The sequence below is a fragment of the Lysinibacillus sp. NPDC097162 genome, from assembly GCF_044762185.1.
GTDB lineage: Bacteria > Bacillota > Bacilli > Bacillales_A > Planococcaceae > Lysinibacillus.
Window position 1 is genome coordinate 839,266 of sequence record NZ_JBIWDT010000001.1, and the last position, 26,914, is coordinate 866,179.

General features: G+C 36.8%; 28 protein-coding genes and 1 pseudogene. 19 read left to right on the top strand and 10 right to left on the bottom strand.

Annotation, left to right across the window (positions count from 1 at the left end; all coding sequences use genetic code 11):
- Positions 1-8 precede the first annotated feature (8 nt).
- The 10 genes from eutC (at position 9) to ACIQXW_RS04070 (ending at position 8,846) form a co-directional block, all read left to right on the top strand.
- On the top strand, positions 9-1,025 hold the full coding sequence (gene eutC, locus ACIQXW_RS04025; RefSeq protein WP_402760015.1) for an ethanolamine ammonia-lyase subunit EutC: 1,017 nt from the start codon (positions 9-11) through the stop codon (positions 1,023-1,025).
- A gap of 10 nt (positions 1,026-1,035) precedes the next feature.
- A complete protein-coding gene (gene eutL, locus ACIQXW_RS04030; RefSeq protein WP_401018624.1) occupies positions 1,036-1,686 on the top strand; it encodes an ethanolamine utilization microcompartment protein EutL in 651 nt (216 codons plus the stop codon).
- A 15-nt stretch (positions 1,687-1,701) separates the two neighbouring features.
- A complete protein-coding gene (locus tag ACIQXW_RS04035; RefSeq protein ID WP_402760017.1) occupies positions 1,702-3,192 on the top strand; it encodes an aldehyde dehydrogenase family protein in 1,491 nt (496 codons plus the stop codon).
- Between the two features lie 16 nt (positions 3,193-3,208).
- Positions 3,209-3,487 carry a BMC domain-containing protein gene (locus ACIQXW_RS04040; protein ID WP_024363388.1) on the top strand — a complete coding sequence of 93 codons (279 nt, stop codon included), beginning with the start codon at positions 3,209-3,211 and terminating at the stop codon, positions 3,485-3,487.
- 100 nt (positions 3,488-3,587) lie between these two features.
- Entirely contained in the window at positions 3,588-4,175 is a 588-nt protein-coding gene (locus ACIQXW_RS04045) for a phosphate propanoyltransferase (protein ID WP_402760019.1), read from the top strand.
- Between the two features lie 15 nt (positions 4,176-4,190).
- Positions 4,191-5,060: a phosphate propanoyltransferase gene (locus tag ACIQXW_RS04050; RefSeq protein WP_402760021.1), complete on the top strand. Its 870-nt coding sequence runs from the start codon at positions 4,191-4,193 to the stop codon at positions 5,058-5,060.
- A gap of 36 nt (positions 5,061-5,096) precedes the next feature.
- On the top strand, positions 5,097-5,381 hold the full coding sequence (locus ACIQXW_RS04055; RefSeq protein WP_401008073.1) for a EutN/CcmL family microcompartment protein: 285 nt from the start codon (positions 5,097-5,099) through the stop codon (positions 5,379-5,381).
- The gene (locus ACIQXW_RS04060; protein WP_401018620.1) at positions 5,374-5,715 is read left to right on the top strand and encodes a BMC domain-containing protein; all 342 of its coding nucleotides are present in this window, start codon (positions 5,374-5,376) and stop codon (positions 5,713-5,715) included. Before ACIQXW_RS04055 ends, ACIQXW_RS04060 begins: the two co-directional genes overlap by 8 nt.
- An 11-nt stretch (positions 5,716-5,726) precedes the next feature.
- Positions 5,727-6,671 (top strand): malate dehydrogenase, encoded by a 945-nt coding sequence (gene mdh / locus ACIQXW_RS04065; RefSeq protein WP_340825035.1) that lies wholly within the window; start codon positions 5,727-5,729, stop codon positions 6,669-6,671.
- Between the two features lie 678 nt (positions 6,672-7,349).
- Positions 7,350-8,846 carry a carboxypeptidase M32 gene (locus ACIQXW_RS04070; protein ID WP_402760024.1) on the top strand — a complete coding sequence of 499 codons (1,497 nt, stop codon included), beginning with the start codon at positions 7,350-7,352 and terminating at the stop codon, positions 8,844-8,846.
- A 313-nt stretch (positions 8,847-9,159) separates the two neighbouring features.
- On the opposite strand, the gene ACIQXW_RS04075 is transcribed toward ACIQXW_RS04070, so the two are convergent.
- The 3 genes and pseudogenes from ACIQXW_RS04075 to ACIQXW_RS04085 all read right to left on the bottom strand — a co-directional run bounded on the left by ACIQXW_RS04075 (position 9,160) and on the right by ACIQXW_RS04085 (position 11,195).
- Positions 9,160-9,264 carry a putative holin-like toxin gene (locus tag ACIQXW_RS04075; protein ID WP_370635715.1) on the bottom strand — a complete coding sequence of 35 codons (105 nt, stop codon included), beginning with the start codon at positions 9,262-9,264 and terminating at the stop codon, positions 9,160-9,162.
- Between the two features lie 160 nt (positions 9,265-9,424).
- Positions 9,425-10,233: pseudogene (locus ACIQXW_RS04080) on the bottom strand (endonuclease I family protein).
- Positions 10,233-11,195, bottom strand: a complete 963-nt coding sequence (locus ACIQXW_RS04085; RefSeq protein WP_401018614.1) for a S8 family peptidase — start codon at positions 11,193-11,195, stop codon at positions 10,233-10,235. The pseudogene ACIQXW_RS04080 and the gene ACIQXW_RS04085 overlap by 1 nt, the downstream one beginning before the upstream one ends.
- A 713-nt stretch (positions 11,196-11,908) precedes the next feature.
- Between ACIQXW_RS04085 and ACIQXW_RS04090 the strand changes: the two genes are divergently transcribed.
- The gene (locus ACIQXW_RS04090; protein WP_402760028.1) at positions 11,909-12,295 is read left to right on the top strand and encodes an iron chaperone; all 387 of its coding nucleotides are present in this window, start codon (positions 11,909-11,911) and stop codon (positions 12,293-12,295) included.
- A gap of 216 nt (positions 12,296-12,511) precedes the next feature.
- Complete coding sequence (locus ACIQXW_RS04095; protein WP_167395904.1) at positions 12,512-12,670, top strand: hypothetical protein; 159 nt, start codon at positions 12,512-12,514, stop codon at positions 12,668-12,670.
- 479 nt (positions 12,671-13,149) lie between these two features.
- Here ACIQXW_RS04095 and ACIQXW_RS04100 read toward each other — a convergent pair whose 3' ends face one another.
- Positions 13,150-13,638, bottom strand: coding sequence for a magnesium transporter (locus tag ACIQXW_RS04100; RefSeq protein ID WP_402760030.1), 489 nt, complete (start codon positions 13,636-13,638; stop codon positions 13,150-13,152).
- 528 nt (positions 13,639-14,166) lie between these two features.
- Here ACIQXW_RS04100 and ACIQXW_RS04105 point away from each other — a divergent pair.
- On the top strand, positions 14,167-14,880 hold the full coding sequence (locus tag ACIQXW_RS04105) for an MraY family glycosyltransferase (protein ID WP_402760032.1): 714 nt from the start codon (positions 14,167-14,169) through the stop codon (positions 14,878-14,880).
- Between the two features lie 127 nt (positions 14,881-15,007).
- On the opposite strand, the gene ACIQXW_RS04110 is transcribed toward ACIQXW_RS04105, so the two are convergent.
- From ACIQXW_RS04110 to ACIQXW_RS04125, 4 genes are all read right to left on the bottom strand, one after another.
- Positions 15,008-16,663 carry a b(o/a)3-type cytochrome-c oxidase subunit 1 gene (locus ACIQXW_RS04110; RefSeq protein WP_340825015.1) on the bottom strand — a complete coding sequence of 552 codons (1,656 nt, stop codon included), beginning with the start codon at positions 16,661-16,663 and terminating at the stop codon, positions 15,008-15,010.
- Positions 16,650-17,141 carry a cupredoxin domain-containing protein gene (locus ACIQXW_RS04115; protein WP_172770986.1) on the bottom strand — a complete coding sequence of 164 codons (492 nt, stop codon included), beginning with the start codon at positions 17,139-17,141 and terminating at the stop codon, positions 16,650-16,652. The genes ACIQXW_RS04110 and ACIQXW_RS04115 overlap by 14 nt, the downstream gene beginning before the upstream one ends.
- A gap of 70 nt (positions 17,142-17,211) precedes the next feature.
- Positions 17,212-17,334: a hypothetical protein gene (locus tag ACIQXW_RS04120; RefSeq protein WP_340825014.1), complete on the bottom strand. Its 123-nt coding sequence runs from the start codon at positions 17,332-17,334 to the stop codon at positions 17,212-17,214.
- A 243-nt stretch (positions 17,335-17,577) separates the two neighbouring features.
- Positions 17,578-18,045: a chemotaxis protein CheX gene (locus ACIQXW_RS04125; RefSeq protein WP_340825013.1), complete on the bottom strand. Its 468-nt coding sequence runs from the start codon at positions 18,043-18,045 to the stop codon at positions 17,578-17,580.
- A 398-nt stretch (positions 18,046-18,443) separates the two neighbouring features.
- Here ACIQXW_RS04125 and ACIQXW_RS04130 point away from each other — a divergent pair, with 398 nt between their 5' ends.
- The 5 genes from ACIQXW_RS04130 to ACIQXW_RS04150 all read left to right on the top strand — a co-directional run bounded on the left by ACIQXW_RS04130 (position 18,444) and on the right by ACIQXW_RS04150 (position 22,010).
- On the top strand, positions 18,444-18,773 hold the full coding sequence (locus tag ACIQXW_RS04130) for a hypothetical protein (protein ID WP_402760034.1): 330 nt from the start codon (positions 18,444-18,446) through the stop codon (positions 18,771-18,773).
- A 342-nt stretch (positions 18,774-19,115) separates the two neighbouring features.
- On the top strand, positions 19,116-19,733 hold the full coding sequence (locus ACIQXW_RS04135) for a pyroglutamyl-peptidase I (protein WP_402760036.1): 618 nt from the start codon (positions 19,116-19,118) through the stop codon (positions 19,731-19,733).
- The gene (pxpB, locus tag ACIQXW_RS04140) at positions 19,714-20,412 is read left to right on the top strand and encodes a 5-oxoprolinase subunit PxpB (RefSeq protein ID WP_401018603.1); all 699 of its coding nucleotides are present in this window, start codon (positions 19,714-19,716) and stop codon (positions 20,410-20,412) included. Before ACIQXW_RS04135 ends, pxpB begins: the two co-directional genes overlap by 20 nt.
- Positions 20,413-20,415: 3 nt before the next feature.
- Positions 20,416-21,273 carry a 5-oxoprolinase subunit C family protein gene (locus tag ACIQXW_RS04145; RefSeq protein ID WP_402760038.1) on the top strand — a complete coding sequence of 286 codons (858 nt, stop codon included), beginning with the start codon at positions 20,416-20,418 and terminating at the stop codon, positions 21,271-21,273.
- A 2-nt stretch (positions 21,274-21,275) separates the two neighbouring features.
- Entirely contained in the window at positions 21,276-22,010 is a 735-nt protein-coding gene (locus ACIQXW_RS04150) for a 5-oxoprolinase subunit PxpA (protein ID WP_402760040.1), read from the top strand.
- 141 nt (positions 22,011-22,151) lie between these two features.
- Here the strand turns inward: ACIQXW_RS04150 and ACIQXW_RS04155 are convergent, their stop codons facing one another.
- Positions 22,152-22,472: a DUF4183 domain-containing protein gene (locus ACIQXW_RS04155; protein WP_340825001.1), complete on the bottom strand. Its 321-nt coding sequence runs from the start codon at positions 22,470-22,472 to the stop codon at positions 22,152-22,154.
- A 23-nt stretch (positions 22,473-22,495) separates the two neighbouring features.
- Positions 22,496-22,921 (bottom strand): DUF4183 domain-containing protein, encoded by a 426-nt coding sequence (locus tag ACIQXW_RS04160; protein ID WP_401018597.1) that lies wholly within the window; start codon positions 22,919-22,921, stop codon positions 22,496-22,498.
- Positions 22,922-23,295: 374 nt separating this feature from the next.
- On the opposite strand from ACIQXW_RS04160, the gene ACIQXW_RS04165 reads away from it, so the two are divergent.
- Positions 23,296-26,907, top strand: coding sequence for a dynamin family protein (locus ACIQXW_RS04165; protein WP_401018596.1), 3,612 nt, complete (start codon positions 23,296-23,298; stop codon positions 26,905-26,907).
- Positions 26,908-26,914 lie beyond the last annotated feature (7 nt).

Below are 26,914 nucleotides of genomic sequence, written 5' to 3' on the forward strand. Positions count from 1 at the left end.
TGAGACCATTGAATGAACAGCTAGTATCCATGATTACGCAGCTTGTTATGGAGAAAATGAGTAACGATACATCAAACAATTTATCTGAAGAAATAACTACACCAACTGTAGAACAGAGAGAACCACTTATTAAGTTCTATGAAACAGCAGTTAATCATTCTGAAGCGCTACCAAATCCAATTGCGACATCAGATCAACCATTAATTAAGCTTTACAATCATGCATCATCTACACAAGAATATTCGCACAGTGCAACGATTGAAGACCATCCTTCTACAGCGGAACCTGCTAAGGCATTTCAGTTTGAAGCGGAAACTATATCTGAAAGTGTACAAGCGGCAAAAAAACATACACCTGCAAGAATCGGTGTAGGTAGAGCAGGAACAAGGCCAAAAACAAAAACTTGGTTGAAGTTCCGCCTCGATCATGCAGCAGCAGTAGATGCCGTATATGGAGAAGTGACAGAAGAGCTATTGCAAAAATTGAATGTCTTTCAAGTAACAACACGAGTAACTGATAAAGAAGAATACATTACTAGACCGGATTTAGGTCGTCGCTTATCGGATGAATCGAAAGCACTTATTCAATCATCATGCAAAGCACGTCCAACAGTCCAAATTATTATTTCTAACGGCTTAAGTGCGAGTGCGATTGAAGAAAATGTACAGGATGTTTATTTAGCATTACAGCAAAGTCTTAGCAATTTAAATATTGAAATAGGCACTACTTTTTATATAGATAAAGGGCGTGTTGCCTTAATGGATGAGATTGGCGAACTATTGCAAGCAGAGGTCATTGTTTACTTAATTGGTGAACGTCCTGGGCTTGTGTCAGCTGAGTCGATGAGTGCGTATTTATGTTATCAGCCGAGAATGGGCACAGTCGAAGCGGATCGAATGGTTATATCAAACATTCATAAAGGTGGTATTCCGCCACTTGAGGCAGGTGCTTATTTAGGTACAGTCGTTAAAAAAATATTGCAATACAAGGCTAGTGGCGTAAATCTTGTCGCTAAAGAAGGTTAGGAGGGAAGTAATGAATCCTCAAAAAATAATGGCTGAAATTTTGGCAATGCAGATGATTCCTAGAGTGAATAGAGAATTAGCAGCACAGCTTGAGCTAAAGCCAAATCAGCATAGCATTGGGCTGGTCACACTAACAATTGATGATGTCGGATATGTGGCATTAGACGAAGCGACGAAAAAAGCTGATGTGGCTGTCGTTTATGCAAAAAGCTTTTATGCAGGTGCGGCACACGCGTCAGGCCCATTATCTGGTGAAATGATTGGCATTATTGCGGGAAGCTCACCAGACGAAATTCGCAGTGGGTTGGAAGCAATTGAACAAAAGATTCAATTCGATACTTATTTTGAAGCAATTAATGGCAATGAAAGCCATGCTCTTTTTGCGCATACTGTTGCAAGCTGTGGAACCTATTTGGCCGAGCTAGCAGATGTGAAGGTTGGCACTGCACTCGCTTACTTAATCGCACCACCAATTGAGGCGGTCGTTGGTTTAGATGCCGCTTTAAAAGCAGCGGACGTAGAGCTAAAACTATTTTTTGGACCACCTTCAGAAACTAACTTTGGTGGTGGCATAGTAAGTGGCAGTCAGTCTTCATGTCAAGCTGCTGCAGACGCTTTTAGAGAAGCAATAGAAAATGTTGCGAGAAATCCCGTTATTTAGAAAGGAGGCGGCTTTATGGCTTCTTTAGATAAAGATTTATTAGCCATTCAGGAAATGAGAGATGCCGTTAGACAGGCAAATACAGCACAAGCAGCCTATATGCAATTTTCACAGCAACAAGTGGATACTATTGTAAAGGCTGTGGCGGATGCCGCATTTAAAGAGGCAGAACGATTAGGCAAAATGGCTGTACAAGAAACAGGGATGGGTATCCCAAATCATAAAAAAATGAAAAATGAAGTTGCTTCTAGAGATGTTTATGAAGATATAAAAGATTTAAAGACTGTTGGTGTAATAGGCTCTGATCGTATAAAGAAAGTTACAGAGATTGCTAGCCCGTTTGGTGTTATTGCAGGTATTGTGCCAACAACGAATCCTACTTCAACAGCCATCTTTAAAACACTAATTTCATTAAAAACGAGAAATGGTCTTGTTCTGAGCCCGCATCCTTATGCTGTTAAATGTACAAAGGAAGCTTTAGATATTTGTAGAGTAGCGGCGGAAAAGGCTGGAGCACCAGAAGGGTTGTTGCAATGTTTAACAATGTCTTCAATGGAAGCGACGCAACAATTAATGAAGCATCCTAATATTCATTTAATTTTAGCAACGGGTGGCGGTGCATTGGTAAAAGCGGCATACAGCTCTGGAAAACCTGCGTATGGAGTAGGGCCAGGAAATGTGCCAGCTTATATCGAAAAATCAGCCAATATTCAAAAAGCTAGTCGTCAGCTTGTACAAAGCAAATCGTTTGATAATGGCACAATTTGTGCAACAGAGCAGGCCATTATCGTGGATAAAGCTATTGCAGAGCAAGTTTTAGCAGAGTTAAAGAAACAGCATGCGTATATTTTAAGTGCAGAAGAGAAGTTGAAGATGGAGAAGCTGATTTCTCCTGTGCCAGGAAAAGTAAACCCACAAATTGTTGGGAAATCAGCAGTGAGCTTGGCCAATTTAGTCGGTATTGTCGTGCCAGAAGAGACAAAAGTACTTGTTGGGTTGGAGACGATGATCGGTAAAAATATTCCATTTTCACTGGAAAAGCTTTCACCGATATTTGCGTTCTACACAGTAGAGGACAGCACAGAGGCTAAACAAGTGATGATCGATCTACTGAACATAGGGGGACGAGGTCATTCATGCTCAATTCATACGGAAAATGCAGCGTTAGCAGAGCAGTTTTCGCTGGATTTACCAGTGTCGCGTATTGTCGTTAACACATTATCTTCGATTGGTGCAGTTGGCGGTTCGACTGGATTAGCCCCATCCTTTACATTAGGCTGTGGTACATTTGGCGGCAATATTACGTCCGATAACATTACAGCTAGACATTTATTAAATATTAAGCGTATGGCATATGGCATTAAAGATGTTGAGGTGCCAAAACCGGAATTCGATATAGAGCCGGTAGTAGAGAATATCAAGGCGCAAGCACCATCACTAGATACAGAAGTGGTGCAACAAATTGTCGATCAAGTATTAAAGCAAATCACATTACAAACTAAATAATTTGGAGGAATGACAAATGAGTACAGCATTAGGAATGGTAGAAACAAAAGGTCTTGTAGGAGCAATTGAAGCGGCGGATGCAATGGTGAAGGCTGCAAGTGTTAATTTAGTTGGGAAAGTACATGTTGGTGGCGGAATTGTCACTGTCTTAGTTCGAGGCGATGTAGGCGCAGTAAAAGCAGCAACGGATGCAGGTGCAGCAGCAGCTCAACGTGTTGGAGAACTTCTATCTGTGCATGTAATTCCACGCCCGCATAACGAATTAGAATTAATCTTGCCAAAAGCAGAAGCTTAATTACAGCTTTGAAAGGGAGGCATTCATCTCTTACTGTAGATGGAGATGAATGTCTGTCATCAGAAAAAAATAATTGTTACTAGATTTAGAGGTGGCTAACTTGAACATAAAATCAAAAGCTTTTCCAGTTGCCATTTCAGCTCGTCATATACATGTAAGTGAAGAGGATTTACAAGCACTATTTGGTCCAAACGCAACGTTGACGAAGGATTTTGATCTTTCTCAGCCAGGACAGTTTGCAGCAAAAGAGCGTGTTTCTATTGAAGGACCAAAAGGTGTTATTCACAATGTGCGTGTATTAGGACCTGTTAGAGCAGCAACGCAAGTGGAAATTAGTCGAACAGATGCAATGAAATTAGGTTTAACCCCTCCTGTAAGGCAATCGGGAGATATCGCAAATTCAGCTAGCATCAAACTAATTAATCAACGACAAGAAATTATGATAGAGCAGGGAGTCATTATTGCACAAGCACATATTCATATGACAGAAGAAGATGCGCGAGTATTTGAAGTCAACAATAATGAATTAGTCTCTGTAGAAGTTGACAGTGAAAGACCTGTAACATTCCGCGGCGTAGTCGTGCGTGTATCGAATGATTTTAGCTTAGAAATGCATATCGATACAGATGAAGCGAATGCAGGCTTTATTGAACAGCAAGCAAAGGGAAGAATTGTTAAATCATTTTAATAAGGAGGAGGTTTGATGCAGGAACAATTAGTGCAAAAAATCGTTGAAGAAGTTTTACAGCAAGTATTAAAAAATCAGCCTTCCCCACCAGATGACGGTAAAATTCCTATCGGTGTATCAGCTCGACATGTTCATCTTGCACAGGCAGAAGTGGAGCAACTTTTTGGCAAAAATTATCAATTAACGCCAAAATTTGAGCTGTCACAGCCAGGCCAATTTGCAGCTGAAGAAACGGTAGTTATTGCGGGACCTAAAGGCTCTATTGAAAGGGTTCGCATATTAGGTCCAGCACGCGCTTTAACACAAGTGGAAGTAAGCTGGACAGATGCGATGAAACTTGGCGTCAAGCCACCATTAAGAGTATCTGGAGATATTAAAGGCTCAAGCCCTGTTACGCTAATTGGACCAAAAGGTAGTGTAGTACTAACAGAAGGCCTCATTATTGCACAAGCTCATATTCATATGTCACCTGCAGATAGCGTGAGATTCCAAGTAGTGGATGGGCAGTCAGTGCAAATCAACGTTCAGGGAATACGGCCTATTATTTTATCCAATGTGATTATTCGCGTGTCTGAACGCTATCGCTTGGAAATGCATATTGATACAGATGAAGCAAATGCAGGCTTGATTCAACAAGGCGCTTTTGCTGAAATCGTCAATGGTCAAGCGATTGAACCGATGATTGCGAAAGAACGCCCTGTAGTCGTAAAGCAAACGCCGGAAAAACAACCGATTTATCATTTTGAAAAAAAGCTCCTTTCACAGGTGGAAGTGCTTGAAATAGAAGCTCAAGAAATTGTTGTGCCGAAAAGAACCATCGTAACAGCGCTAGCTTATGACAAAATAAGAGAGTTGAATAAAAAATTAACGATTCGCTCTGAATAATAAGTATTATCCAGGCAACATAAAGAGGGTGAGTTCATGCAGATGGGAAGAGTGATTGGAAGCGTTTGGGCAACACGCAAGGAAGAAGGGTTGAATGGCTTAAAGCTATTAATTATTCAACCAATTGACTCTAATCAGCAACCAATTCGCACGGAAATGGTTGCGGCTGATCGCATAGGGGCAGGCATTGGCGATGATGTGCTCATTACGAGTGGGGGATCATCCCGTTATATTATGAAAGATAATCCACTTCCTATTGATGCAGTTGTAATAGGAATTATAGATTCAACAGATGTTATGCGAGGTGAGGACAATGAGTAGTGCAATTGGCATGATAGAAACAAAGGGATTAGTAGGCTCTTACGAAGCAGCAGATGCGATGATTAAGGCATCTGATGTCACGATTGTCAAACAAGAATTTGTGGATGGTGGTATCGTGACCATCGTCGTAAAAGGTGATGTTGGATCGGTACAAGCAGCAGTCGATGCTGGCAAAGAGGCAGCTAAGCGCGTTGGAGAATTGTTAAGCGCTCATGTCATTCCTAGACCTGACGAAGAAGTATTCAACATGATTAAAGGACCAGAAACGCCAAAGAAAAAAATAGCACCAACCCCCGTGCGTGCTAAAAAAACGACAGAACCTACGGACAATTGAGGTGAAGCATAATGGCATTTCGCAAAAATAAAATTGCTGTTATTGGAGCTGGTCACACTGGTGCAACATTAAGCTTATTCTTGGCACAAAAGGAATTAGGTGATGTAGTGTTGCTAGATATTCCAGAAGCCGAAAATCCAACAAAAGGAAAGGCACTGGATTTATTACAAACAGGACCGATTGAAAAGTTTAATGTATCTATACATGGAACGAGTAATTATGAGGATATTGCAGGTGCATCTATCGTTATTATTACGGCAGGTATACCTCGGAAACCAGGAATGAGTCGAGATGATTTAGTTACAACAAATGCTAAAATCATTCAGCATGTTTCGAAACAAATAAAACAGTATGCCCCTAATAGCATTGTAGTCGTTTTAAGCAATCCTGTTGATGCGATGACTTATGTTTGCTATAAGGAAACAGGCTTTCCAAAAAATCGTATCATCGGTCAATCTGGCGTGTTAGATACCGCGCGATTTAATGCATTTATAGCGCAAGAGTTACAAATTGCTCCCGAAGATGTATCAGGGTTTGTATTAGGTGGACATGGTGATGAAATGGTGCCATTAATCCGCTATTCCTATGCAGGGGGCATCCCATTAGAAAAGCTTATCCCGCAAGATAAACTACAGCAAATCGTCGAACGTACACGTAAAGGTGGCGGCGAAATTGTTGGTTTATTAGGAAATGGCAGTGCTTATTATGCACCAGCAGCAGCCTGTGCTCAAATGGTCGAAATTATAATGAAGGATCAGCGAAAAATTATTCCTTCGATCGCCCTGTTAGAAGGGGAGTACGGCTACAATGATTTATTTTTAGGTGTACCGACGATTTTAGGCGGCAATGGCATTGAATCGGTCATTGAATTACACCTGACACATGAAGAAAAAACGGCACTCAATCAATCCGCAGAAGCCGTTAAGCAAGTATTACAAATTTGCCAAAACATTTAACTAGTAACTTTTAATTTATATAGCGTTTCCCCAACGATATATAAATTGTTTTAAAATATGTTTGATTGGAAACCGAACATGAACATGAAATCCCCAATTTAAAATAGACGCTCCCTTCATATAGAAGGGAGCTACTTTTATTTGAAATAAATATATAGACTATTACCGATATTTGCGTAATCGCCGATAGAACTACGCAAACCGCCAATAGAATCATAGAAATCGCCGGTAAACCTATGAAAAACGCCGATTAACCTACCGAAATCGCTGGTAAGGTATGGGGAGATGCAATCTAGCGGGAGTCTCCGTGGATTATTACTTGGCGAGTCATTAATTACCAAACTGGCAGTCTATATAGATTTCAATTGTCAGAATTGTTTGGGTGACTGGCACAGAAGGCTATGACCGCTACAATGCCCAGGGTTAAAAAAGCCACTGTCCGTGATATTTCAGTGGCAATGTATGAAAGTAGTAATCCCAACAAACCTCCAAAAATAAAATACCAGAAATATTTCATTTAAAACCCTTCTTTCTTTGTAGTCTCTAGGTGATTTTTATTATACAAAGATTTCATTAAATTTTCAGGAGAGCTTTTCTTCAAAATTCAAAAGTCCAAAATATACAAAATATTCGAAAATATGCTAAACTAATAAGGTGAAAAAAGGGGGATGATTGGATATGACTGTACAGCAATTTACAGACTATGTGAAAAAAATGCAGCACTATCAGGAAGCGCTAGGTGTGATGTATTGGGATATGCGCACTGGTGCTCCTAAGAAGGGATTAGCGCAGCGTTCAGAAGTAGTGGGCACATTATCGGCCTCCTTATTTGATATGCAAACGAGTGAACAATTAGGGGAACTACTAACTGCTTTAGAGGCACAAAAAACAGACCTTGATCATGTTACACGACGTTTAGTGGAGGAAGTGCGCAAAAATTACGATCAAAATAAAAAGATTCCAGCTGAAGAGTATAAAGAATATGTTATTTTACAAGCGAAAGCAGAAACGGTTTGGGAAGAAGCAAAAGCAACGAATAATTTTGCGCAATTTTTACCTTATTTAGAGGAAATCATTCAATGGCAAAAGAAATTTATTCAATATTGGGGCATTAAAAACGGCTCTACATACAATACGTTACTCGATTTATATGAACCAGATATGACTACCGATGTGCTAGATCAAGTATTTGGTGAATTACGTGAAACGATAGTGTCACTTGTACAAAAAATCGCAGCTTCTCCGAATAAACCAGAAACAAGTATGTTATTTAAACAATTTCCGAGAGAAGCACAGCGAGCATTATCATTAGAAATGCTTGCACATCTTGGCTATGATTTTGAAGCGGGTCGCTTAGATGAAAGTGTCCATCCATTTATGATTGGCATTAATCATGGGGATGCGCGTATTACAACGAAATATGATGAGCATGATTTCCGTTCGGCCATCTTTGGCACAATTCATGAATGTGGGCATGCCATGTATGAGCAAAATATTGATGCCAAACTTGCAGGTACACCGTTAGCAATGGGAACATCGACGGGCATCCATGAATCGCAATCACTATTCTATGAAAATCTTGTCGGACGAAATGAAAAGTTTTGGGAGCATAACTATGAACGCTTGCAAAAGCATTCGCCAGAACAGTTTGGAGATATCCCATTAGCTGATTTTCTACGTGCCATTAATATGGTAGAACCATCGCTAATTCGCATTGAAGCAGACGAGTTAACATACCCACTGCATATTATGATTCGTTACGAAATTGAACGTGATTTGTTCAATGGGGACTTACAAGCAAAAGACCTTCCAGAAGTGTGGAATGCTAAGTATGAAGAATACTTAGGCATCCGACCTGACAACGATGCGAAGGGCGTTTTACAAGACGTGCACTGGGCAGGGGGCATGTTTGGTTACTTCCCATCCTACGCATTAGGGATGATATATGCAGCGCAATGGAAACATGCGATGGATAAAGATATTCCAAACTTTGATGACTTACTCGCAAAAGGGGAGCTTCTGCCAATTCGTGAGTGGCTAACAGAGAAGGTACATCAATACGGTGCGCTGAAAAAGCCGTTTGAGCTACTTCAAGAGGCGACTGGAGAAGGCTTAAATGCCAAGTATCTTGCAAACTACTTACAAGAAAAATATACAAAGCTCTATCAGCTATAAAAAACAAGCGATTTCTCTACAATGAGAAATCGCCTGTTGCTTTACCAAAGCTTATAGCATTTTTTGAGACTGCTGGTGAGTTAGAGATAATGAAAAAAATGGAATTATTTAAGCGAATATAATTAACGCTATTAATTACAAGTCAAGATTTAAAGTAATATCCTTGAAGATTTATAAAATATGTAAAAAATATCAATAGAGACCAGCGATAGTTTCTGTTAAAGGTAATGAGATTGTTCGGATTTAGATGATTACATTAAAGGCGATTGGCATGCTAGTAATTCACCCTATCCTGTAAGATATAAAGGGTGATTTACTTTTTTTTTGAAAAAGTAAATGACAACGCAAGAATCGTTACAATAAGTGTAGCGAAACTAAACATGAGCGTTATAGACTCATAAACTGTCATTGGAACCATCTCCTTTATTTTCGTTTGAAACGAATTTTTGAAATAAAAGATGACCAATCACCCTTAATATCTCGATCTACTACATGTAGAAATTATACCTTTATTGGCGTTTAATATTAAAAAAGCGAACACTAATTCTTTTGTACGATTATAAGGGAATTAGTGTTTTTTAATTTGTTACGATACATTCTGCAATCCCTGGAAAATCAATAAATGGATTCCGATTGCCTTGAAGTTCATGGATAGCTAGGTTGCGATGCTTTTCATAGATAGATACTGGAAAAGATTGATGCCATTTTAACAATAAGAAGATATTCTCTAGTTCTTTTTTTATTATGTTTGGATAGCGAATTAGGCAATAGAGTGTTGCTCTAGCAACGATTCCTTTGCCGTATTCTGGTTCGAATTTACTTTCTTCAGCTTTGCCGCAGCCATCTTTGATTCCTAAAATTAATCCTTCAGGGACATAATCATGGAAATCGTAATAAGGGTAGTTGCTGCGACTGCTATTGCAGGTAGGATTGCAGGCGAATAAATGATGCAAGTCTCCTCTCATTGGTTCTTTTTTATCGAACCATGATTGAGGCACTACATGTTCACAGTTAAATAGATTATCCGATAAGATGCTTATTAACCCTTTTGCCTGCATTTCGCGGAGCCGAACGTCCTCCTCTATGACAGAAAGGGGATCCATCCTTTGTCCAGAATAAAGACTTTTTAATGAACCGTTTTCCTGTAAATCAACCCAGGGGTACACATAACGGTGCGGGCTGTAGTTTAACTGATTTGTATGTGTTTTTTAAGCAATGTGTGAAGGCTGTCTAAAAGAGTAGTATTCGTGAATGAAATGCTATGATAGTATTGATTTCTGACTTCCTTATCTTTCTTTTCGTCATAATAGGGTCGATTTTCCTGATAGTTTAAAAAGTCTGACTTGGCCGTTTCCCATTCACAGTATAGCGAATCTAGTTTTTCCATTATATTTTCAACGCCTGTCCAGATAATTTTTGGTTGAATACATCCGATAAGTATTCCTCTGTTGTTAAGTACAGCATTCCGTTGCCTTCGAGTTTTGGCGAGTTTCCTAAAGGAATCGTTCTTTTTATTAATTGTGCATACAGCTCAGCCTCTGTCAGATTTCGCTCAAAGTTTCTGTTGGCATTCTCTTTTATGAGTGCAAGTGCACCAGATATATGCGGTGTTGCCATCGAAGTTCCGCTTAGTTTTGCATAAGTTCCGTTTAAATACGTTGAAAGGATTTCTTCACCAGGGGCTACTAAGTCGACTTCATTATTCGAATTTGAAAAATAAGAAGATCTGCGTTGCAGGTTAATGGAACCGACGCTGATGACTTCATTGTAGCAGGCAGGATAGGCCAATTCATTTGAAGAACTCTGTCCATCTCCCTCATTACCAGCAGCACAAACGACTAGTATTTGATTAGTGATTGCGTTTTGAATAGCTTGGTGTAACTCAGGTACATCGACAGATCCTCCGAGGCTCATGGAGATGATATCCACCCTTTGTTCAACTGCATAGTTAATACCATTTATGATCCAGTCGTATTGCCCTGATCCATTTTTATCAAGCACTTTTAAAATCAATAAACTTGCCTCAGGTGCAACACCAACTACTCCTGTGTAGTTATTGATTGCAGCAATTGTGCCAGCTACATGGGTTCCATGGCCATTATAATCGATGTATCGATCAGGTTGTCCATCATCATCATGAGTGAAATTCCACCCACCGATAATACGGCCACTCAAATCAGGATGGGTGACGTCGCAGCCTGTGTCCAATATTGCAACAGTAATCCCCTTCCCTTTAGAATTTTCCCAAACTTTTGGTGCTGCAATAAGTTCAATACCTTCTGGCACCACTTCGACCACTTCGACCACTTCATTCACTTGAAACGGAATTAAATGTAACTTTTGCTTCATTTGTATCCCTCCTGAAAGAAATTAGGTTTTAAGTGTATTATTGGTAATTACTAATATTCTAACAATTCTGAATTTTGATTAACAGTTACAATAGACGTGTTTTTATCTAAAATATCAGATTTTTAATAGTGAAAATAGTATTGGTATCTATTAGTCAATATTGCATGATAACATCTTAAAGATTGTGGATGTTTGTACTTAAAATAAACTGCATTGGAGAAGTTGAAGTTCATGGAACAGTAGATGCTTATAAAGGTATAATTAATACGTTTCCATAAACTTTCTAAAGATACAACATTAGCTGAAATAGAAAATCTATTCTCTACGCTATTTCACGATGGTGAAAAGGGCTATAAAAATCCAATACAATGCGTTGGTAAAATTACAATTCGAGCAAAAAAGAAAATGGTGAAATTGTATTTTTAGGATAGAAATTTTGTTGAAAGAAGGACACGATTGAGGGGAAAAATGGAATTTAAAGTTTTCAATAAAGGGCCATTAAATTGAGAAACATATTTTAAAGAATATTGTTAAGGGCAAAAGAAAATGTGAGAATTTTCATTTAAACAAAATGGACCAAACATATTTAAATTAATTCATCAATAATAACTTTGAAAAAATTGGGGAGAGTGAGAAATAGATAAAGAATATTTACTTTAATATTAAAGTGTTTTAAAATTCTTTAAATACTTAAATTTACAAGGAGGCATATTATGGAACAAAACATTCCTGAATCAATTGATGAATATATTTTACAATATCCTCAAGAGGTTCAAGAAATATTAAAAACAATAAGAAAGGTTATAAAGGAATCAGCACCAAATGCCGAGGAAAAAATAAGTTACCGAATGCCTACTTTTGTATTAAACGGAAATCTGGTACATTTTGCTGCATACAAAAATCATATAGGCTTCTACCCAACTTCAAGCGGGATTAATAATTTTCAGCATGAATTATCGGGATATAAAACCTCTAAAGGTGCAGTTCAATTCCCAATTGAAAAACCCATCCCTTATGGATTAATTAGTCAAATAGTAAAATTTAGGGTTGCTGAAAACCAAAGTAAAGTGGAAGGGAAAATGAAAAGAAATAATTTGTAGATGGCAAATTTCCCTTTGTTTATGAACTGTAACAAAAATCATAATAACAGGATTTTTCAACAATCGGCGCGATTCTATAATATGGATCAGCGCTCGTTTTCATTAGAGGGTTAGATTATTGAATAACATGCTTTTGTAAATGTAACTAGACGATTCTTTGGGTGCTTTTTTCATCTAACATTGTAGTATAGTTAAATGTAAAAGGGGGGACAGAGGATGGATAACCAATATTTCGTAGGTTGGGGTACATTGGCATTGATAAATGCTGCACTTGCACAAGGGAAAAATAGAACGGGGTTAAATTGGTTCTTACTTTCACTTGTATTAGGTCCATTGGCAACACTAATTTTGTTATTTGTTGAAAAGAGACAGTAACACGTCATATTAGTGCAGCAAGGATTTATAACGAATACATAAATAAACTTAATAACTTCCTAAATACAAGTTAATCTGATTTTCAACCATTGGGCGTTGTGAAAAGAATCAGTGCTCATTTTTATTAAAGGACCAGATTGTGGAGGATGAGTTCAAGAGGGTGAGCATAATGTCATGTAGCCAAGTGTCAATGAGCAGTTTATTATATACTTTTGTTTTTTGAAAGCGCGGCGTGAAGTCATTTGATTTCTAAGAAATAACACTCTTTAAGGAAACTGGCAAAGCAAATGACGCTTAGATGCTTGACCTGTTAACCTGCTTAAAAGGCAAATTAAAGTATTAAGAAATTTTAAAAGAGCTTTGCTTGCCCTTAAAATAAAGGATTGCGTAGCTCTTTCTAAGATTTTATGCAATTTAAAGAACATGCCCAACAAGTAGAAAAGCTACAATCGGGAAACGTTGCTTCCACAACAACAATTTTATTTTTCTAATACTATACAATATTGTTTTTTATAGTTTTCATTGTTCCAATTGTACATTTGTAACAGATGATTGAGAGATAATTCGTTATGATTAAACCTACTATACGGTATATTTAGTTCATTATCATCATGACCGATCCATACTCGCCATAGTTCAATTATCTGTCCTTCTCTAATATTGTCTTTTAAGTAATCCATTAATTGCTTTACTCTTAATTCTGAATAGCTAAAATTTACTTCATATATAAATGGATATCCAGTATATTCACTTACATTATAGTAACAGTCTTTATTAATGACTAACTCATTTAAATCCTCTTTATTTTCAACAAATAATACTTGGGTATTCGGATCCATCTTCTCCCAAGGTACCAATTCATGCGGTTTTATTTCTAATTCAATAGCTTCTTTGACCGTAATATACTTTGCTTTGGATTCTATTTCAGGCATTTCAAAATTTGTTGCTATAAATGAACAAGAGCTCATTTAAATACCTCCAAAACTTTATATTTTATAACATTAATTCACTTTTTTATTAAGTATAACATTCCAAACTCGTCGTTTGGTAACATCTTTTTACTTAACATTGTAAACTGATACCACCTTTGTGTAACAAACCTGCTTACAACGCTAATGGGCATATTCACGAAATAAATGTACTAAAATGGTTATTTTCTGTTTCACTATTTATACCAAAGCCGTACACATTTGTTTCATTCTTATTCCTCAATCAGGCCATTTTATTGCATAACATTTTTAAGGTAAGTTACCAAAAGACGGTTTGTGGACTTTAATATGTAACTTTATCCCATAAAATTCGTTCTTAATTTAAATAAGAGCTTTTTTCCAATTTTAGTAATGGTAGAATTCTTTTATATATGTAGGTGGATAGATCCTTTTGATATTTTTAATGAAATTCAAATCACCTTAGTATTAGCTCTATTTTTTGAAAATAATGTATAATTTGGAATTAGGGGATTTAAATCTGAAAAAAATATTGTAGGAGGGGGAAATTTGTTATATTTCGCTTTATTTATTGGTGTTGTTTTAATTGTAATTATGAATAAGCTTACACATGCTTTTAAATTATCAAGCACGTTGGGGTTGCTTGGTCAAATCAGTGCATCACTTGTAATCATAATGGTCGGAAACCTCGAGGTTAGTCATATTAGTCTAGGTAAACACTTTGAATTAGGATATTTGGCGGTTCCATTTACTTTATTACTTCTTGTAGGTTTTACAAATGTAATGAATATAGAAAAAGTGCAAAAGCCTTCAATATTGCTGTTGCCATTCGTTTCTTTAGTTTTTCTCTCAATAGCAGCTTTCTTCATAGGTCATCCATTTGTTTTAATAACGGGGATTTGTTCCAGTTTAACGCTTATGTTTATTCTGCTATACGGCTATTTTACAGGTAAAGTATTTGTGGGGAGAATGCTTACTACGTCAATAGGCTTCATAATAGCTGTGCTTTCAATATCCCTCATTGAAACATCTATTGTAACAATTTATATTCCGTTATTTACTTTAGCACTACCATTCACTTTATATTATTTAATTCAAGATAAAATTACGAATGCACAATCTATTACAGTAAGCTTTTTAACAGCTATTTTATTTGGTTTATTAATGTATATAGTTCCTTTTAATACAATATGGTATTTCATTGTTGGGTTAACGAGTATTTTGGTGATCACTCAATTTTCACGTAAATATCGATTTATTTAGAAACGAAACTTCTTATTCAACTAACGTGGCTTTAGTGAAACAAATATTTATAAAGTAGACAAAATAAATCTAAAAAAACGTTCCAAAAAACAAGCGATTTCTCTACAATGAGAAATCGCTTGTTGCTTTACCAAAGCTTAAAGCCTTTTGAGCCAGCTGGTGAGTTAGAGATAATATCAAAGATTGGAATTGTATAAGCAAAAATGATTAATGCTACTAAAATTACAAGCCATACTTTAAAGTTTTCAAGGATTGGTGGTGTTGGACCACTGCTTTCATGGATTGGACCAATAGGGAATTCCTCTTCACCTTTTGGCGCAAACCAAACTAGTTTTATTACGATGTACGTAATGACTAAAATCGCAATGAATAAAATAGTACCGCCAACAGCTTGAGCAATTTGATATGGAATCCAATCATATGCTTGTTGAGCACCGCCATACTCTGAGTAGTCAGAGCGACGAGGAGCACCGATTAATCCTGCAATATGCATTGCACCGGACATAATGGTCATGCCGACGCCCCATAAAACACCCGAAACAATACCAAGTGAATTTAACGACTTCGTTAGTGTACGACCAGTTAAATGAGGTATTAACCAGAACGCTGCACCGAAGTATGTTAACACTACTGCACTAGCAAATGTCAAATGGAAGTGTCCAGTAACCCAAATTGTATTATGGATGAGTTGGTTCATTTGATAAGATGCATTAACAATACCGCCTGCACCACCAGGGATGAATGATAGCATACCGATGAAAGGAACTACGAAGCGTGCATCTTTCCACGGTAATTTTTTAAACCAACCAAAAATACCTTTACCACCAAGTTCGCGACCACGTAATTCAAACGTTGCGAATAGGGAGAATGCTGTCATTAAGGAAGGGACAACAACTGCCATTGTTAAAACAACTTGAATGAATTTCCATGTTGTATCAATACCTGGCTCTGTTAATTGGTGATGTAAACCAACGGGTACAGAGAAGATTAAAAACAGCATAAATGATAAGCGAGCTAATGAGTCAGAGAAAACTTTCCCGCCAATGACTTTTGGAATAACAACATACCATACCATATAGGCAGGCAATAACCAGAAATAAACGAGTGCGTGACCGAAATACCAGAATAATGTTCGAGAAAGTAACACATCAACACGTTCAATGAGACCAAGAGACCAAGGTAACAGTTGGAATAAAACAGAAACTGCTACACCTAAAGAGGCCACGAACCATAGTAAATTATTGACTACTACCATAAAAGATAATAGTGGAGAAGTTTGGCCTTTATGTTCTTTACGCCACTGAACGTAACGTAAAATTTGTCCGGCTGCACCAATCCAAGAGCCGACTACTACGAGCGTTAAGCCGAGATAGAAAATCCAATGTGCTTGCAGTGGTGCATAAAAAGTATAGAGAACAGTTGCTTTATTTAATAGCACCATGACTGCTGCTGCTGCTGTACCGATAGTCATTAACCAAAAACCGATCCAACCGAGTAATCGTTGTTTATCTGAAAGAGTACCAGATGTTCGGCTAACCCCAGCAATTTGGAAACCGAATATAAAGAACGTTGTTAAAATAAGACCGAGTAATACGCCGTGAACAGTTAATACTTGATAATAACCAATACCTGCTGGTAATGTGAATTGTCCTGAACGTACAAAAACTTGTAATAAACCAGCTAGACCACCTAATAATAATGCGATAAATGCCACATAAATATGGGCAAGTGCTAGTTTCGCATCACGACGATCCACCTTTGTCAAATTATTATTTAGACTCATTTGGATCCACCACCTTTAGCATAGAATGCATAAGCGTATGTCCTGTACCGCAGTATTCATTACATACTATTAAAAATTCCCCAGCTTGATTGATTTCAGCTACATATTCAGATATATAACCAGGTTCAAGCATCATGTTAATATTTGTACCTGCGATTTCAAATCCATGTATAACGTCTTCACTTGTCGCGATAAATTTTACCTTTGAACCAAGTGGTACTTCAATTTCGGGTGGATTGTAAAAGAAAGCAGATGCTAAAATGACAACTTCGTAATCCCAATCCTTACCTTCTACTTTGTGTACACCTGGATTCGTAAACGGTGCAATTTCTTTCACTTTTTCATAATCGATGGTTTTCTTATTACTGTTTGGATGAGAGCCTTGGTGAAATGCACCAATACCAAGAATAATAAGAAATGCAACTAAAGTAGCTACTCCAAATACAAGCCAGTACTTCTCGTATTTATGTATATGCATATCTCTGTCGTCCTTCCTCTGTCGTATTACTTACATCTTGTTGACGAAATAGTTCTTTTTACTAATTAAATTAAAAACGCTCAATGAATAAATTGAAGCAGTAAATCCAAATTAAAATAATGATAATGCCGATTCCAAACACTCCATAAAGTGAGCCTTTTAGATTATCTTCTGACTTTTTTTTGTTGGCCATTTTTTACTCCCTCCTACGCTTTCATAGTGGCTTTCTTAAAGTCATGATATGGTAAATCAAATCTTTTTGATGTGAAAAAAATCACACAACAGAGTGGATTGTGTGAAAGAAATGTGAAATATAGTTGAAATACGAAAGGAGCTGACTCAAATATGAGCCAACTCCTTTTAATGCAGATAACGATTTCGTATTCATAAATACTAGCTATAATTGCATAGAATGTATAGTTTGAAAAAATCCAGATTATGCTCTTATTACTTCTTCCTCAATCGTTAGTAATACTGTTAATGCACCAACGTCTGGAATAGTAACGGGTAGTACAAATGCTTTTTCAAAACCGTATAATTTTGTGTTTCCTACCATTACTGTTGGCGGTGTAATATCTATATCTAGGCTTTCTTGTCCTACTGCTGTACATAGATTACCTGCAATCATGTTTCCGAATTCGCCAGTAAAAGACTCTAGCATTTCGCCTTCAAGTGGCATGCCGAACATAGAGCTGCCGATACCACTAAATATGTCAGGGGAGGAATCTATGATTACACGTCCCTTTACATCTCCAATAAGGCCTATTAGTACACCCATTTGCTGTTGTTGAAAGGGCTCCGAAATAATACTTGGTGATTTCACTTGAATATCCATAGGGAGAATCGTTTTTAATGCATGGATTGTCCCGTTTAAAATAGTTTGAAAGTACTTCGAATTACTCATCATTACCGCATCCTTTTTCCGACTTTTCTACATCTTACCATGTTAAAAGGGTAAGATGAAAGTATGTCTTGACGAAATAGGGCGAAATTTATATTATATTAATGAGAATGATTTTCAAAATCAGTTAATTCACGCTACGGCATTCGTTGCTTTAGCATACTATTTATAAGAAAAGGAGCGGTTAGCAATGACATTCGTATTTATCGGAGCAACAGTTGCTATTTATATTGGAGTGGGGAAATACGTCATGAAACAGGCGACTGCCCATTTAAAATAATAGCGCTTTCGTTAGTGCTCTTGTTTTCAACATTTTTTACTATAAATGAATATATACCTAAAGAGTATGACCTGCGTCATACTCTTTAATTAACGTAAAAATTTCAGGAGTGGAGTTATTTATGGATTCATTATGTAATTGTAAAGAACTTGTGCAAATAAAAGTGGAAGCAGATTTTGGTTCTGATCCGTTATGGTGTAAGGTTTGTGGCTTTAACTTGGATATGGATAAAATGGAAATTTCTCCTTCTTTAAAGATACAGCTAAGATCATGGATAAATGATTATGGTGTTTGGGTAAAATGTGATTCTGATAGCTTAATTGTTGGAGGTGAAAATTTAGAAAAACAACATAATGAAGTAGGGCTTAAATTAACAGAAAAAGTGATAAATGAGTTGAAAAATATTAATATTGTATTTCAACCTTCTACTATGTATTTGGATAGTAATTAAAAAGTAAAGAATTACTTACTTTAATCTATAGAATTCTTTTGTCTAAAATCTGAGAGTATGACTTGTGTCATACTCTTTTTTTATGGAATTTTACAATTTGCGGCTTCAATTTAGATATGAATAAAATGAGCAATCGATAGTTTAATAGATAAGAAGAAAATTTAGAAAAATAAAATTATTTCATAGCATGGAGAGTATTTGTTGCTGTTGTTTGTTAGAATTAAAAAGAAAATTTCTCTACAACAAGAAGCCATGCAATCAGTAGTATCTACTAAAGTAAAAAAACAAAATAAAAATGGATGGGCACTAAAGCTACGTCCAATAGAAATTTAGGTGATGAAAATGACAAAAATATTATTAACTGGATTTGTACCATTTTTAGATTATAAAATTAATCCCACTATGCAAATTGTTGAATATTTAAACGGAAGTTTGATGGACGGCTATGAAATTGTGGGACGTACACTATCTGTAGATTTTCAGCAATCCGCACAGCAGTTGAAACAATATATTGCGGAAATAAAGCCTGAAATTATTATTTCATTAGGATTAGCTGGAGGGCGTTTTAAAATAACACCAGAGCGAATTGCGATTAACGTTAAAGATGGAGAGCCAGATAACAACGGCTATACACCTGTAGATGAAAGCATATATGATGGTGGTGAGGATGCCTATATTACAAATTTACCTATTCGAAGTATGGTTGATCGATTATGTAAAGAAGGATATCCTGCAGAAATTTCAAATACCGCGGGGACCTATTTATGCAATAACATCATGTATGAAGGGCTAGTTTATGCAACGCAACATGAAGGAATTCGTGCTGGATTTATTCATATTCCTGCATCTTTCGAATTAGCTATACAGCATGGGAAAATACCGGGTTGGAACATTCAAGATTTAATAACTTGCATTAAGCTTTGTATCGAGGAAACAATTCATGCAACAACAAATAATTGAGTTTCCTCATACAATGTGGATTAGTCGACACACGATCCGTTTTGCCTTTAATGAAGTAATATCACAAGAAAATTTTCTTATTGTGCAAAAGTTTAATAGCTTTCTTAAAAAAGTACTACATTCAAATCTTATTGAAAGTGTAGCTAGCTATCATACTGTTACAGCATATGTTAAAGACAAAATTGATTTAGTTTTTTTACAAGAACAATGGCTTTTTATGCAAATTACCTCTCAAGTCGATGAAGGAACAAATCGTCAGCTACAAATTCCAGTTTGTTACGATGAGGAATTCGCTTTGGATATGCACCGTGTGATGGATTATACAGGTTTATCATTTGAGGACATAAAAAAAATGCACATGTCTAAAACATATAGTGTATATTTAATCGGCTTTTTACCTGGGTTTCCATACTTAGGTGAGTTAGATAGCAAATTATTTGTACCTCGATTAAAAAAGCCACGGAATTTCGTGTCTGCAAGTTCTGTAGGAATTGGAGGGTTACAAACAGGGATTTATCCTCTCGATTCACCAGGTGGGTGGAATATTATTGGTAAGACGCCATTCAATTTATTTGATATTAATGGGAAAGACATTTTTATCTTTTCTCTTGGGGATCAAGTACAATTTTATGAAATTACCAAACCTGAGTTTTTAGAAATAAAAAGTAAAGGAGTGTAGCAATTGAAGCCACTTCTTATGGTTAAAAAACAAGGTGTTTATGGGAGCCTGCAAGATCAAGGGAGATACGGCTACCGTGCGTATGGTATTCCTTTATCTGGGCCTATGGACAAAATATCATTTCGAATTGCCCATTCTATTTTAAACAATGGGAAGGATCAAACATCATTTGAGATGTTTATAGGTGGTTTTGAATTTCAAGCTTTAAATGAAGGAACGTATGTATTGACTGGCGCAACTTGTGATTGTTTAGTAAATGGTAGCCCCATCGAAATGTGGAAAACCTTTCAATTAGTAAAGGGAGATATTTTATCCATAAAAAGCGTTACCCATGGCTCTATTGTATATCTAACGCCTAAAGGTGGATTTCAAACAGATCCAATACTTGGCAGTAAGTCATGCTTACCCATCGTCGGTAATGCGATTAATGTAGGAAGTATCTTATATGGACAGAACAGAGAGACGTTACGATTTACAAGAGGGTTATATGCACCTTTTCGTCCTATAGTTAATACAGCTATTACAGTAAGAATTTTTAAAGGTCCTCATTTTGATTTATTTACAGAAGAGAGTAAACAACAATTTTTGAATAACTCATATCAGTTTGCTGGTGGAAATCGTATGGGCTATTATTTCAAAGGTAACGTCCTACTTTTAAAAGACATAAAAGACATTCTTTCAGAAGCAACCCAATATGGGACAATTCAAGTTCCACAAAGTGGTGAGCCTATTGTTTTAATGGCAGATGCCCAAACGGTTGGCGGCTATCCAATCATTGCAACAATACACGAAGATGATTTACATAAAGTTGCTCAAATGCGCATGTTTAACACAATAAGATTTGCATTAATGGAGGAATAGATATGCCAATTGATATTAATTGCGATATGGGTGAAAGTGTGGATGCTTTTACACTAGGCAAAGATGAAGAAATTTTAGACTATGTGACATCAATCAATATTGCCTGTGGCTATCATGCAGGGAATCATACAATGATGCATAAAACTGTACGAAATGCCATCCGTAAAAACGTTCTTATTGGAGCTCATCCGGGATATCCTGATCTTCAAGGATTTGGCCGACGGAATATGGATTTTAGTGCAGATGAAATATATAATATGATCGTTTATCAAGTAGGAGCTTTGCAAGCATTTGTTTCAGTGGAAAAAGGAACACTTCATCATGTGAAGCCACATGGAGCGCTCTATAATCAAAGTGCTAATAATATAGAAAAAGGAACAGCTATTGTCAATGCAGTATATGATCTAAATCCAACTTATGTTTTATATTGTTTAGCTGGTAGCGAAATGGTGAAAATTGCAAAGAAGAAGGGTTTACCAGTATACGAGGAAGTTTTTTCAGATCGTAATTACAATGAAGACGGTACGTTAGTAAGTCGAGAAGACGCAAATGCGTTAATTCAATCTGAGGAAGAAATGTTCGTTCATGTCAAAAGTATTTTGACTTCGAATGAAGTAATGTCGGTGCAACAAAAGAAAATCAAGATTTCTGCGCAAACATTATGTATACATGGAGATGGCCCACATGCATTAGCCTATGCAAAAAAAATTTATGAATTAAGAAAACAATTCGGTTAAGTGAATAGGTAGTATGGATGCTCTAAAATAGGCATTAAATTAATTTAGAGCATCCATACAGATAACATAGCTAATAGTTATATCGCATACTTAATTGCTGTATTTAATAGCAAAATAAGCAGACTGAAATTTTACGATTGATTAAATAATAGTTGATAATTCAACAGCTTCAATAATTATTGGAGTTCCAGCGGCGATAGAAGCTGTAACTATGTTAAAAGTTAGTTCAGTTGAGGAAACTGAATAGGCATCACCTTCCTGTAGCACACCATTGATATATAAATTATAGTACCCATTAATTATGACTGGGAAAGCAGTTGCTGCAGTACCGCTGTCAGTTAAAAAAGTTGTTGCAGCAAGCGTTGTGCCATCTGTAATTGCAAGCGGGGTAGCTAAAATATTGAAAAACCTTGTGGATGTGCTAGAAACATTGACATTGATATTAATAATGGAAAGCGCCATGTGTTCACCTCCTTTCAAAAGTTTTAGTTCACTTCAGTGAAAAAACCAATAGATTCGATAATAATTGGCGTCCCTCTATAAATGGTTGCGTTATCAGCATTTAAGCTTAGGGAAGTCGAAGTTACGGAATAAATCCCACCTTCTTGCATGACGGCATTAATAAAGAGATTTACATAGCCATTTGGATGTTCTATGGAAAATTCTGTTACTGTTGCTCCGTTATCATCTGAAAATAGATTAGCGGCAAGTGTGACCCCGTTCGTCAAATGAATATCTGCTGTCGCTATATAAAAATATCTATTCACTTTAGGTATAATTCTTTCATCGGAAACGATGATGGGAGGAGGTGCAATAACAGGGACATTAAGAGCTGTTATACGTGGCCATATAAATCTATCTTCACAGTCACATAAATGAATAATCTGACGACAATCTTTTTCCTTTACCATATATATAATCACTCCTTTAATTTATTTGTGCCCCTTGCTCCTATCTTCTTGAAAACTTTTCTTATTTAAATATTAAAGGGAGTTAATAATTAAGTTGGTATTGTTATTCACCTTTTCATAGTTCGCTATCCTTCTAAAATATGAAAAAAATCACAAGAAACTTAGTTATGCATCCATTGTGAGGGTAAATGTAGTAGATTTTTTTAGAAGAATCTTGCAATGTCATTTTGGATAAACATGACTTTGTTGACGAATATTACGTCTGAAACCTTGATATATATGCTTTTCAAAGTAAATTAGTGTTATACTTTGCATATCTAATAAGGTAGAATACTAATTGTGAATAATTAAAAGGGTAAAGGGGTTTACGTTTTATGAAAGAATTTGAACAACAACTGGAAGGGCTTTTAAAGCAAGCTTCGTTACAATACATAATATATCAGCATAACGGTGATACAGAGCGTATGGATAAGACATCCCTATTTGCACGTAAATTACAACAAAAAGAGTATGTCATTGGCTTTGCTGGCCATTTCTCTGCTGGTAAATCAAGTATGATTAACGCTTTATCTGGTGAGAATTTACTTGCTTCCAGTCCGATTCCGACGAGTGCGAATATCGTAAAAGTCCATAAATCCGAAGAGGATTTTGCCATTGTCTATATGCACAATGAAAAGCCAGTTAAGTTTGAAGCAGGGTATGATTTTAAAACCGTAAAAGAACTTAGTAAAAATGGGGATCTTGTATCGCAAATTGAAATTGGTCATAGTGCGTCTACATTACCAATGGGCGTAACGGTGATGGATACACCTGGTGTAGATTCAACAGATGATGCACATCGCATGTCTACAGAATCAGCACTCCATATTGCAGATATTGTATTCTATACAATGGACTATAATCATGTTCAATCTGAGTTGAACTTTCAATTTACTAAACAACTAATGAAATACAATCCAAATGTCTATTTAATCGTTAATATGATTGATAAACATAAGGAAAATGAATTAAGCTTCGAAGAATTTAAAGCAACTGTCCACAATTCGTTCTCTGCATGGGGCGTAGTGCCAAAGGGTGTATTTTTCACTTCTTTAAGAGAGCCAGAGCATCCAAATAATGATTTTGAAGCTGTTAAAAAGATTGTTATGGATAGCATGAACGATTGGCAAGATCAGCTTGTTCATACAGCGACAAATACGCTGCGTTTATTGCAAAGCGAGCATGACAATTATTTAATGGAAGAAAAGCAAGATCGTTTAGTTATCGATGAGGACATATTGAGTGCTGATGATTGGGCACACCATCAAGATATTTTAGAGCAATATAATAAATTAAGTCGTCAAGTAGAATTATTCTCTGTGGAAGCGTGGAATGAAACTTTCGAAGAAGAACGTAAAGAATTACTTGCAAATGCGGCAATAATGCCAGCAGATGTACGTGATAAATTACGTCTTTACTTAGAAAGTAAGCAGGAAGGGTTTAAAGTAGGCGGTTTATTTTCAGCAAAGAAAAAAACCGAGGAGGAACGCAATCGTCGTAAAGATGATGCGTATAGTGCCTATCAAACAGTTGTCCATGCACAAATTACGGGTCACTTAAAAGCACTAATGAAAAAAGCATTAAAAGATGTCGGTGCTTTAAGTGAAGAGCGCGCACAAGCAGTGGATGCCTATGTGTTTGATTTACCATTTTCATTGATTGAACAACAAGTGCAAGTCGGGGCAATATTAACTGGAGATGCAGTTCTCAATTTTGCCAACCGTGTTGCCGAGGCAACAAAGCGTTATTTTATTCAAGAAACAGATGTGTGGAAAGATGCACAAGCAACAACGTTACAAGCTGTTGCAACTGAAACCGCTGCTCCATCTAAGTTGAAAATGGCTGGGATGCAAGCGAAAGTAGATGCTATTCAAGCAGTGCTAGAAATCGAAGGCTATCAGCAATATAGTGCAGGAGTAATGCATCAAGCAAGCAATGAAATTCGAAAAGAAGCGAATTATCAGCTCGAAGTTTGGGATAAAGCGTTTGAGCAGGACTTAGCTGATATTCGAATATTTGACGAATCCATGTTAAAGCCAAAGGAAGAGGTTTTGCAGCAAGAGGAAGCACAGCAGGCGGTAAGTGCTGCGAGCTTGCCAATTGATGGTGTTATTAAGCGTGCATTGCATACAGCAAATGCAGTAAAAGAAGTACAAGGTTTTGCTGAAGTAGCAAGTTATTTAGAAAACAAAGTAGAGCGATTACAGAAAAAAGATTTTACGATTGCATTATTCGGTGCGTTTAGTGCTGGGAAATCTTCATTCTCTAATGCACTAATGGGTGCAAATGTGTTACCTGTATCACCTAACCCAACAACGGCGGCTATTAATAAAATTCGACCAGTGACACCAGAGCATCCTCATGAAACAGCAGATGTCCAGCTAAAAACTACTGCACAAATGCTTGAGGATATCCAAGGTTCATATGAGGCAATTGGTTTAACCGTTACATCGTTAGAAGAAGCGTTTAACCGCGCAGATGAGGGACTTGCGGTACAGCTTACAGATGAGCGATTAAATGTGCATAAATCGTTTATCCGTGCATACAAAGAAGGCTACCCAACATTTAAATCAGAACTAGGTCAAGTTTTACGTGTAGAGCGAGAAGAATTTGAAAAATTTGTCGCACAAGAAAATAAATCATGCTTCGTAGATAATATTGACTTCTACTATGATAGTCCGATAACACGTATGGGTGTAACACTTGTTGATACGCCAGGAGCAGATTCAATCAACGCACGTCACACTGGGGTTGCTTTTGAATATATTCGTAATGCAGATGCCATTTTATTTATTACGTACTATAATCATGCATTTGCGAAAGCTGACCGTGAGTTCTTAATCCAATTAGGACGTGTCAAAGATGCGTTTGAACTTGATAAAATGTTCTTTATCGTCAATGCAATTGATTTGGCGACGACAGAAGAAGAGCAAGAAGATGTCAAAGGCTATGTTCGTTCGGAATTACAACGATTTGGCATTCGCTTCCCTCGACTATATGGGGTATCAAGCTTAATGGCTTTAAAAGAAAAAGTAGAGGGCGGGTCATTTGCATCCGGTATGCCTCCGTTTGAAGATGCTTTCCATACATTCTTAAATGACGAACTAAGTGCATTAGCGGTGCAAGCACTTGCAGAAGAAGTTGATAAAACAGAGCAACGTTTAGGGGATTTAATTGCTCAAACAGAGGAAAACTTAAAACGTAAAGATGAACGTTTGGCGGAGCTAACAACGCTTGAACAGCACGTTAAATCTAAGTTTAATGCGTTAAATACTAGCATGATGGAAAGTGAGACAAAGCAGGAATTAGATGAGTTACTGTATTACGTCTTGCAGCGTGTTTATTATCGCTACCCTGAATTCTTTAAGGAAGGCTATAACCCGTCAACTTTTGCCGCTATGCCTGCACAGCAAGCATTAGAGCATGCGTTGAAAGAAGTGTTACAAAGTTTACGTTTTGACTTTACACAGGAAATGCGCGTTACAAACTTCCGCTTATCACAATTTATTAGTAAGAAAATGCAACTGCGCTTTAAAGATGAAGTACGTGAGTTAAAAGAAATGAACCGTAGTTTCTCATTTTTAGCATTTGAATCATCAGAGCCAGATTTATTAGCATTTGAAGGTCCATTTGCCGATATTTCAAAATATGTAAGTGTGAAATCGCATTTCCGCAATCAAAAGGCATTCTTTGAGAAAAATGAAAAAATGAAGTTAAGTGAAGCGTTAGAAGCATTAACAAAACCAGATGCACAAAACTATTTAGATGGACAAAAAGTATCTCTAATGACTTGGGCAATTACCTTTATCCTTGAGGAAGCGGAGAGATTACGTCTGCATATATACCATCAGGCATTAGAGCAAATTGCTACTGAACGACTTGCATTACAAGAAGAGAGTCGACTAGCATCGTGGAAATCAATTTACGCACAACTACAATACGCATGAGGTGATT

Excerpts from the sequence above, each read along its gene's own strand:
- pxpB (WP_401018603.1), top strand. The coding sequence starts at position 19,714 with ATGCAACAACAAATAATTGAGTTTCCTCATACAATGTGGATTAGTCGA.
- eutL (WP_401018624.1), top strand. The coding sequence starts at position 1,036 with ATGAATCCTCAAAAAATAATGGCTGAAATTTTGGCAATGCAGATGATT.
- ACIQXW_RS04160 (WP_401018597.1), bottom strand. The coding sequence starts at position 22,921 with ATGGTAAAGGAAAAAGATTGTCGTCAGATTATTCATTTATGTGACTGT.
- ACIQXW_RS04040 (WP_024363388.1), top strand. The coding sequence starts at position 3,209 with ATGAGTACAGCATTAGGAATGGTAGAAACAAAAGGTCTTGTAGGAGCA.
- ACIQXW_RS04125 (WP_340825013.1), bottom strand. The coding sequence starts at position 18,045 with ATGAGTAATTCGAAGTACTTTCAAACTATTTTAAACGGGACAATCCAT.
- ACIQXW_RS04085 (WP_401018614.1), bottom strand. The coding sequence starts at position 11,195 with ATGAAGCAAAAGTTACATTTAATTCCGTTTCAAGTGAATGAAGTGGTC.
- ACIQXW_RS04035 (WP_402760017.1), top strand. The coding sequence starts at position 1,702 with ATGGCTTCTTTAGATAAAGATTTATTAGCCATTCAGGAAATGAGAGAT.
- ACIQXW_RS04130 (WP_402760034.1), top strand. The coding sequence starts at position 18,444 with ATGGATTCATTATGTAATTGTAAAGAACTTGTGCAAATAAAAGTGGAA.
- mdh (WP_340825035.1), top strand. The coding sequence starts at position 5,727 with ATGGCATTTCGCAAAAATAAAATTGCTGTTATTGGAGCTGGTCACACT.
- ACIQXW_RS04115 (WP_172770986.1), bottom strand. The coding sequence starts at position 17,141 with ATGCATATACATAAATACGAGAAGTACTGGCTTGTATTTGGAGTAGCT.
- ACIQXW_RS04120 (WP_340825014.1), bottom strand. The coding sequence starts at position 17,334 with ATGGCCAACAAAAAAAAGTCAGAAGATAATCTAAAAGGCTCACTTTAT.
- ACIQXW_RS04150 (WP_402760040.1), top strand. The coding sequence starts at position 21,276 with ATGCCAATTGATATTAATTGCGATATGGGTGAAAGTGTGGATGCTTTT.
- ACIQXW_RS04165 (WP_401018596.1), top strand. The coding sequence starts at position 23,296 with ATGAAAGAATTTGAACAACAACTGGAAGGGCTTTTAAAGCAAGCTTCG.
- ACIQXW_RS04095 (WP_167395904.1), top strand. The coding sequence starts at position 12,512 with ATGGATAACCAATATTTCGTAGGTTGGGGTACATTGGCATTGATAAAT.
- ACIQXW_RS04055 (WP_401008073.1), top strand. The coding sequence starts at position 5,097 with ATGCAGATGGGAAGAGTGATTGGAAGCGTTTGGGCAACACGCAAGGAA.
- ACIQXW_RS04135 (WP_402760036.1), top strand. The coding sequence starts at position 19,116 with ATGACAAAAATATTATTAACTGGATTTGTACCATTTTTAGATTATAAA.
- ACIQXW_RS04100 (WP_402760030.1), bottom strand. The coding sequence starts at position 13,638 with ATGAGCTCTTGTTCATTTATAGCAACAAATTTTGAAATGCCTGAAATA.
- ACIQXW_RS04110 (WP_340825015.1), bottom strand. The coding sequence starts at position 16,663 with ATGAGTCTAAATAATAATTTGACAAAGGTGGATCGTCGTGATGCGAAA.
- ACIQXW_RS04090 (WP_402760028.1), top strand. The coding sequence starts at position 11,909 with ATGGAACAAAACATTCCTGAATCAATTGATGAATATATTTTACAATAT.
- ACIQXW_RS04050 (WP_402760021.1), top strand. The coding sequence starts at position 4,191 with ATGCAGGAACAATTAGTGCAAAAAATCGTTGAAGAAGTTTTACAGCAA.
- ACIQXW_RS04155 (WP_340825001.1), bottom strand. The coding sequence starts at position 22,472 with ATGGCGCTTTCCATTATTAATATCAATGTCAATGTTTCTAGCACATCC.
- ACIQXW_RS04070 (WP_402760024.1), top strand. The coding sequence starts at position 7,350 with ATGACTGTACAGCAATTTACAGACTATGTGAAAAAAATGCAGCACTAT.
- ACIQXW_RS04075 (WP_370635715.1), bottom strand. The coding sequence starts at position 9,264 with ATGGTTCCAATGACAGTTTATGAGTCTATAACGCTCATGTTTAGTTTC.
- ACIQXW_RS04060 (WP_401018620.1), top strand. The coding sequence starts at position 5,374 with ATGAGTAGTGCAATTGGCATGATAGAAACAAAGGGATTAGTAGGCTCT.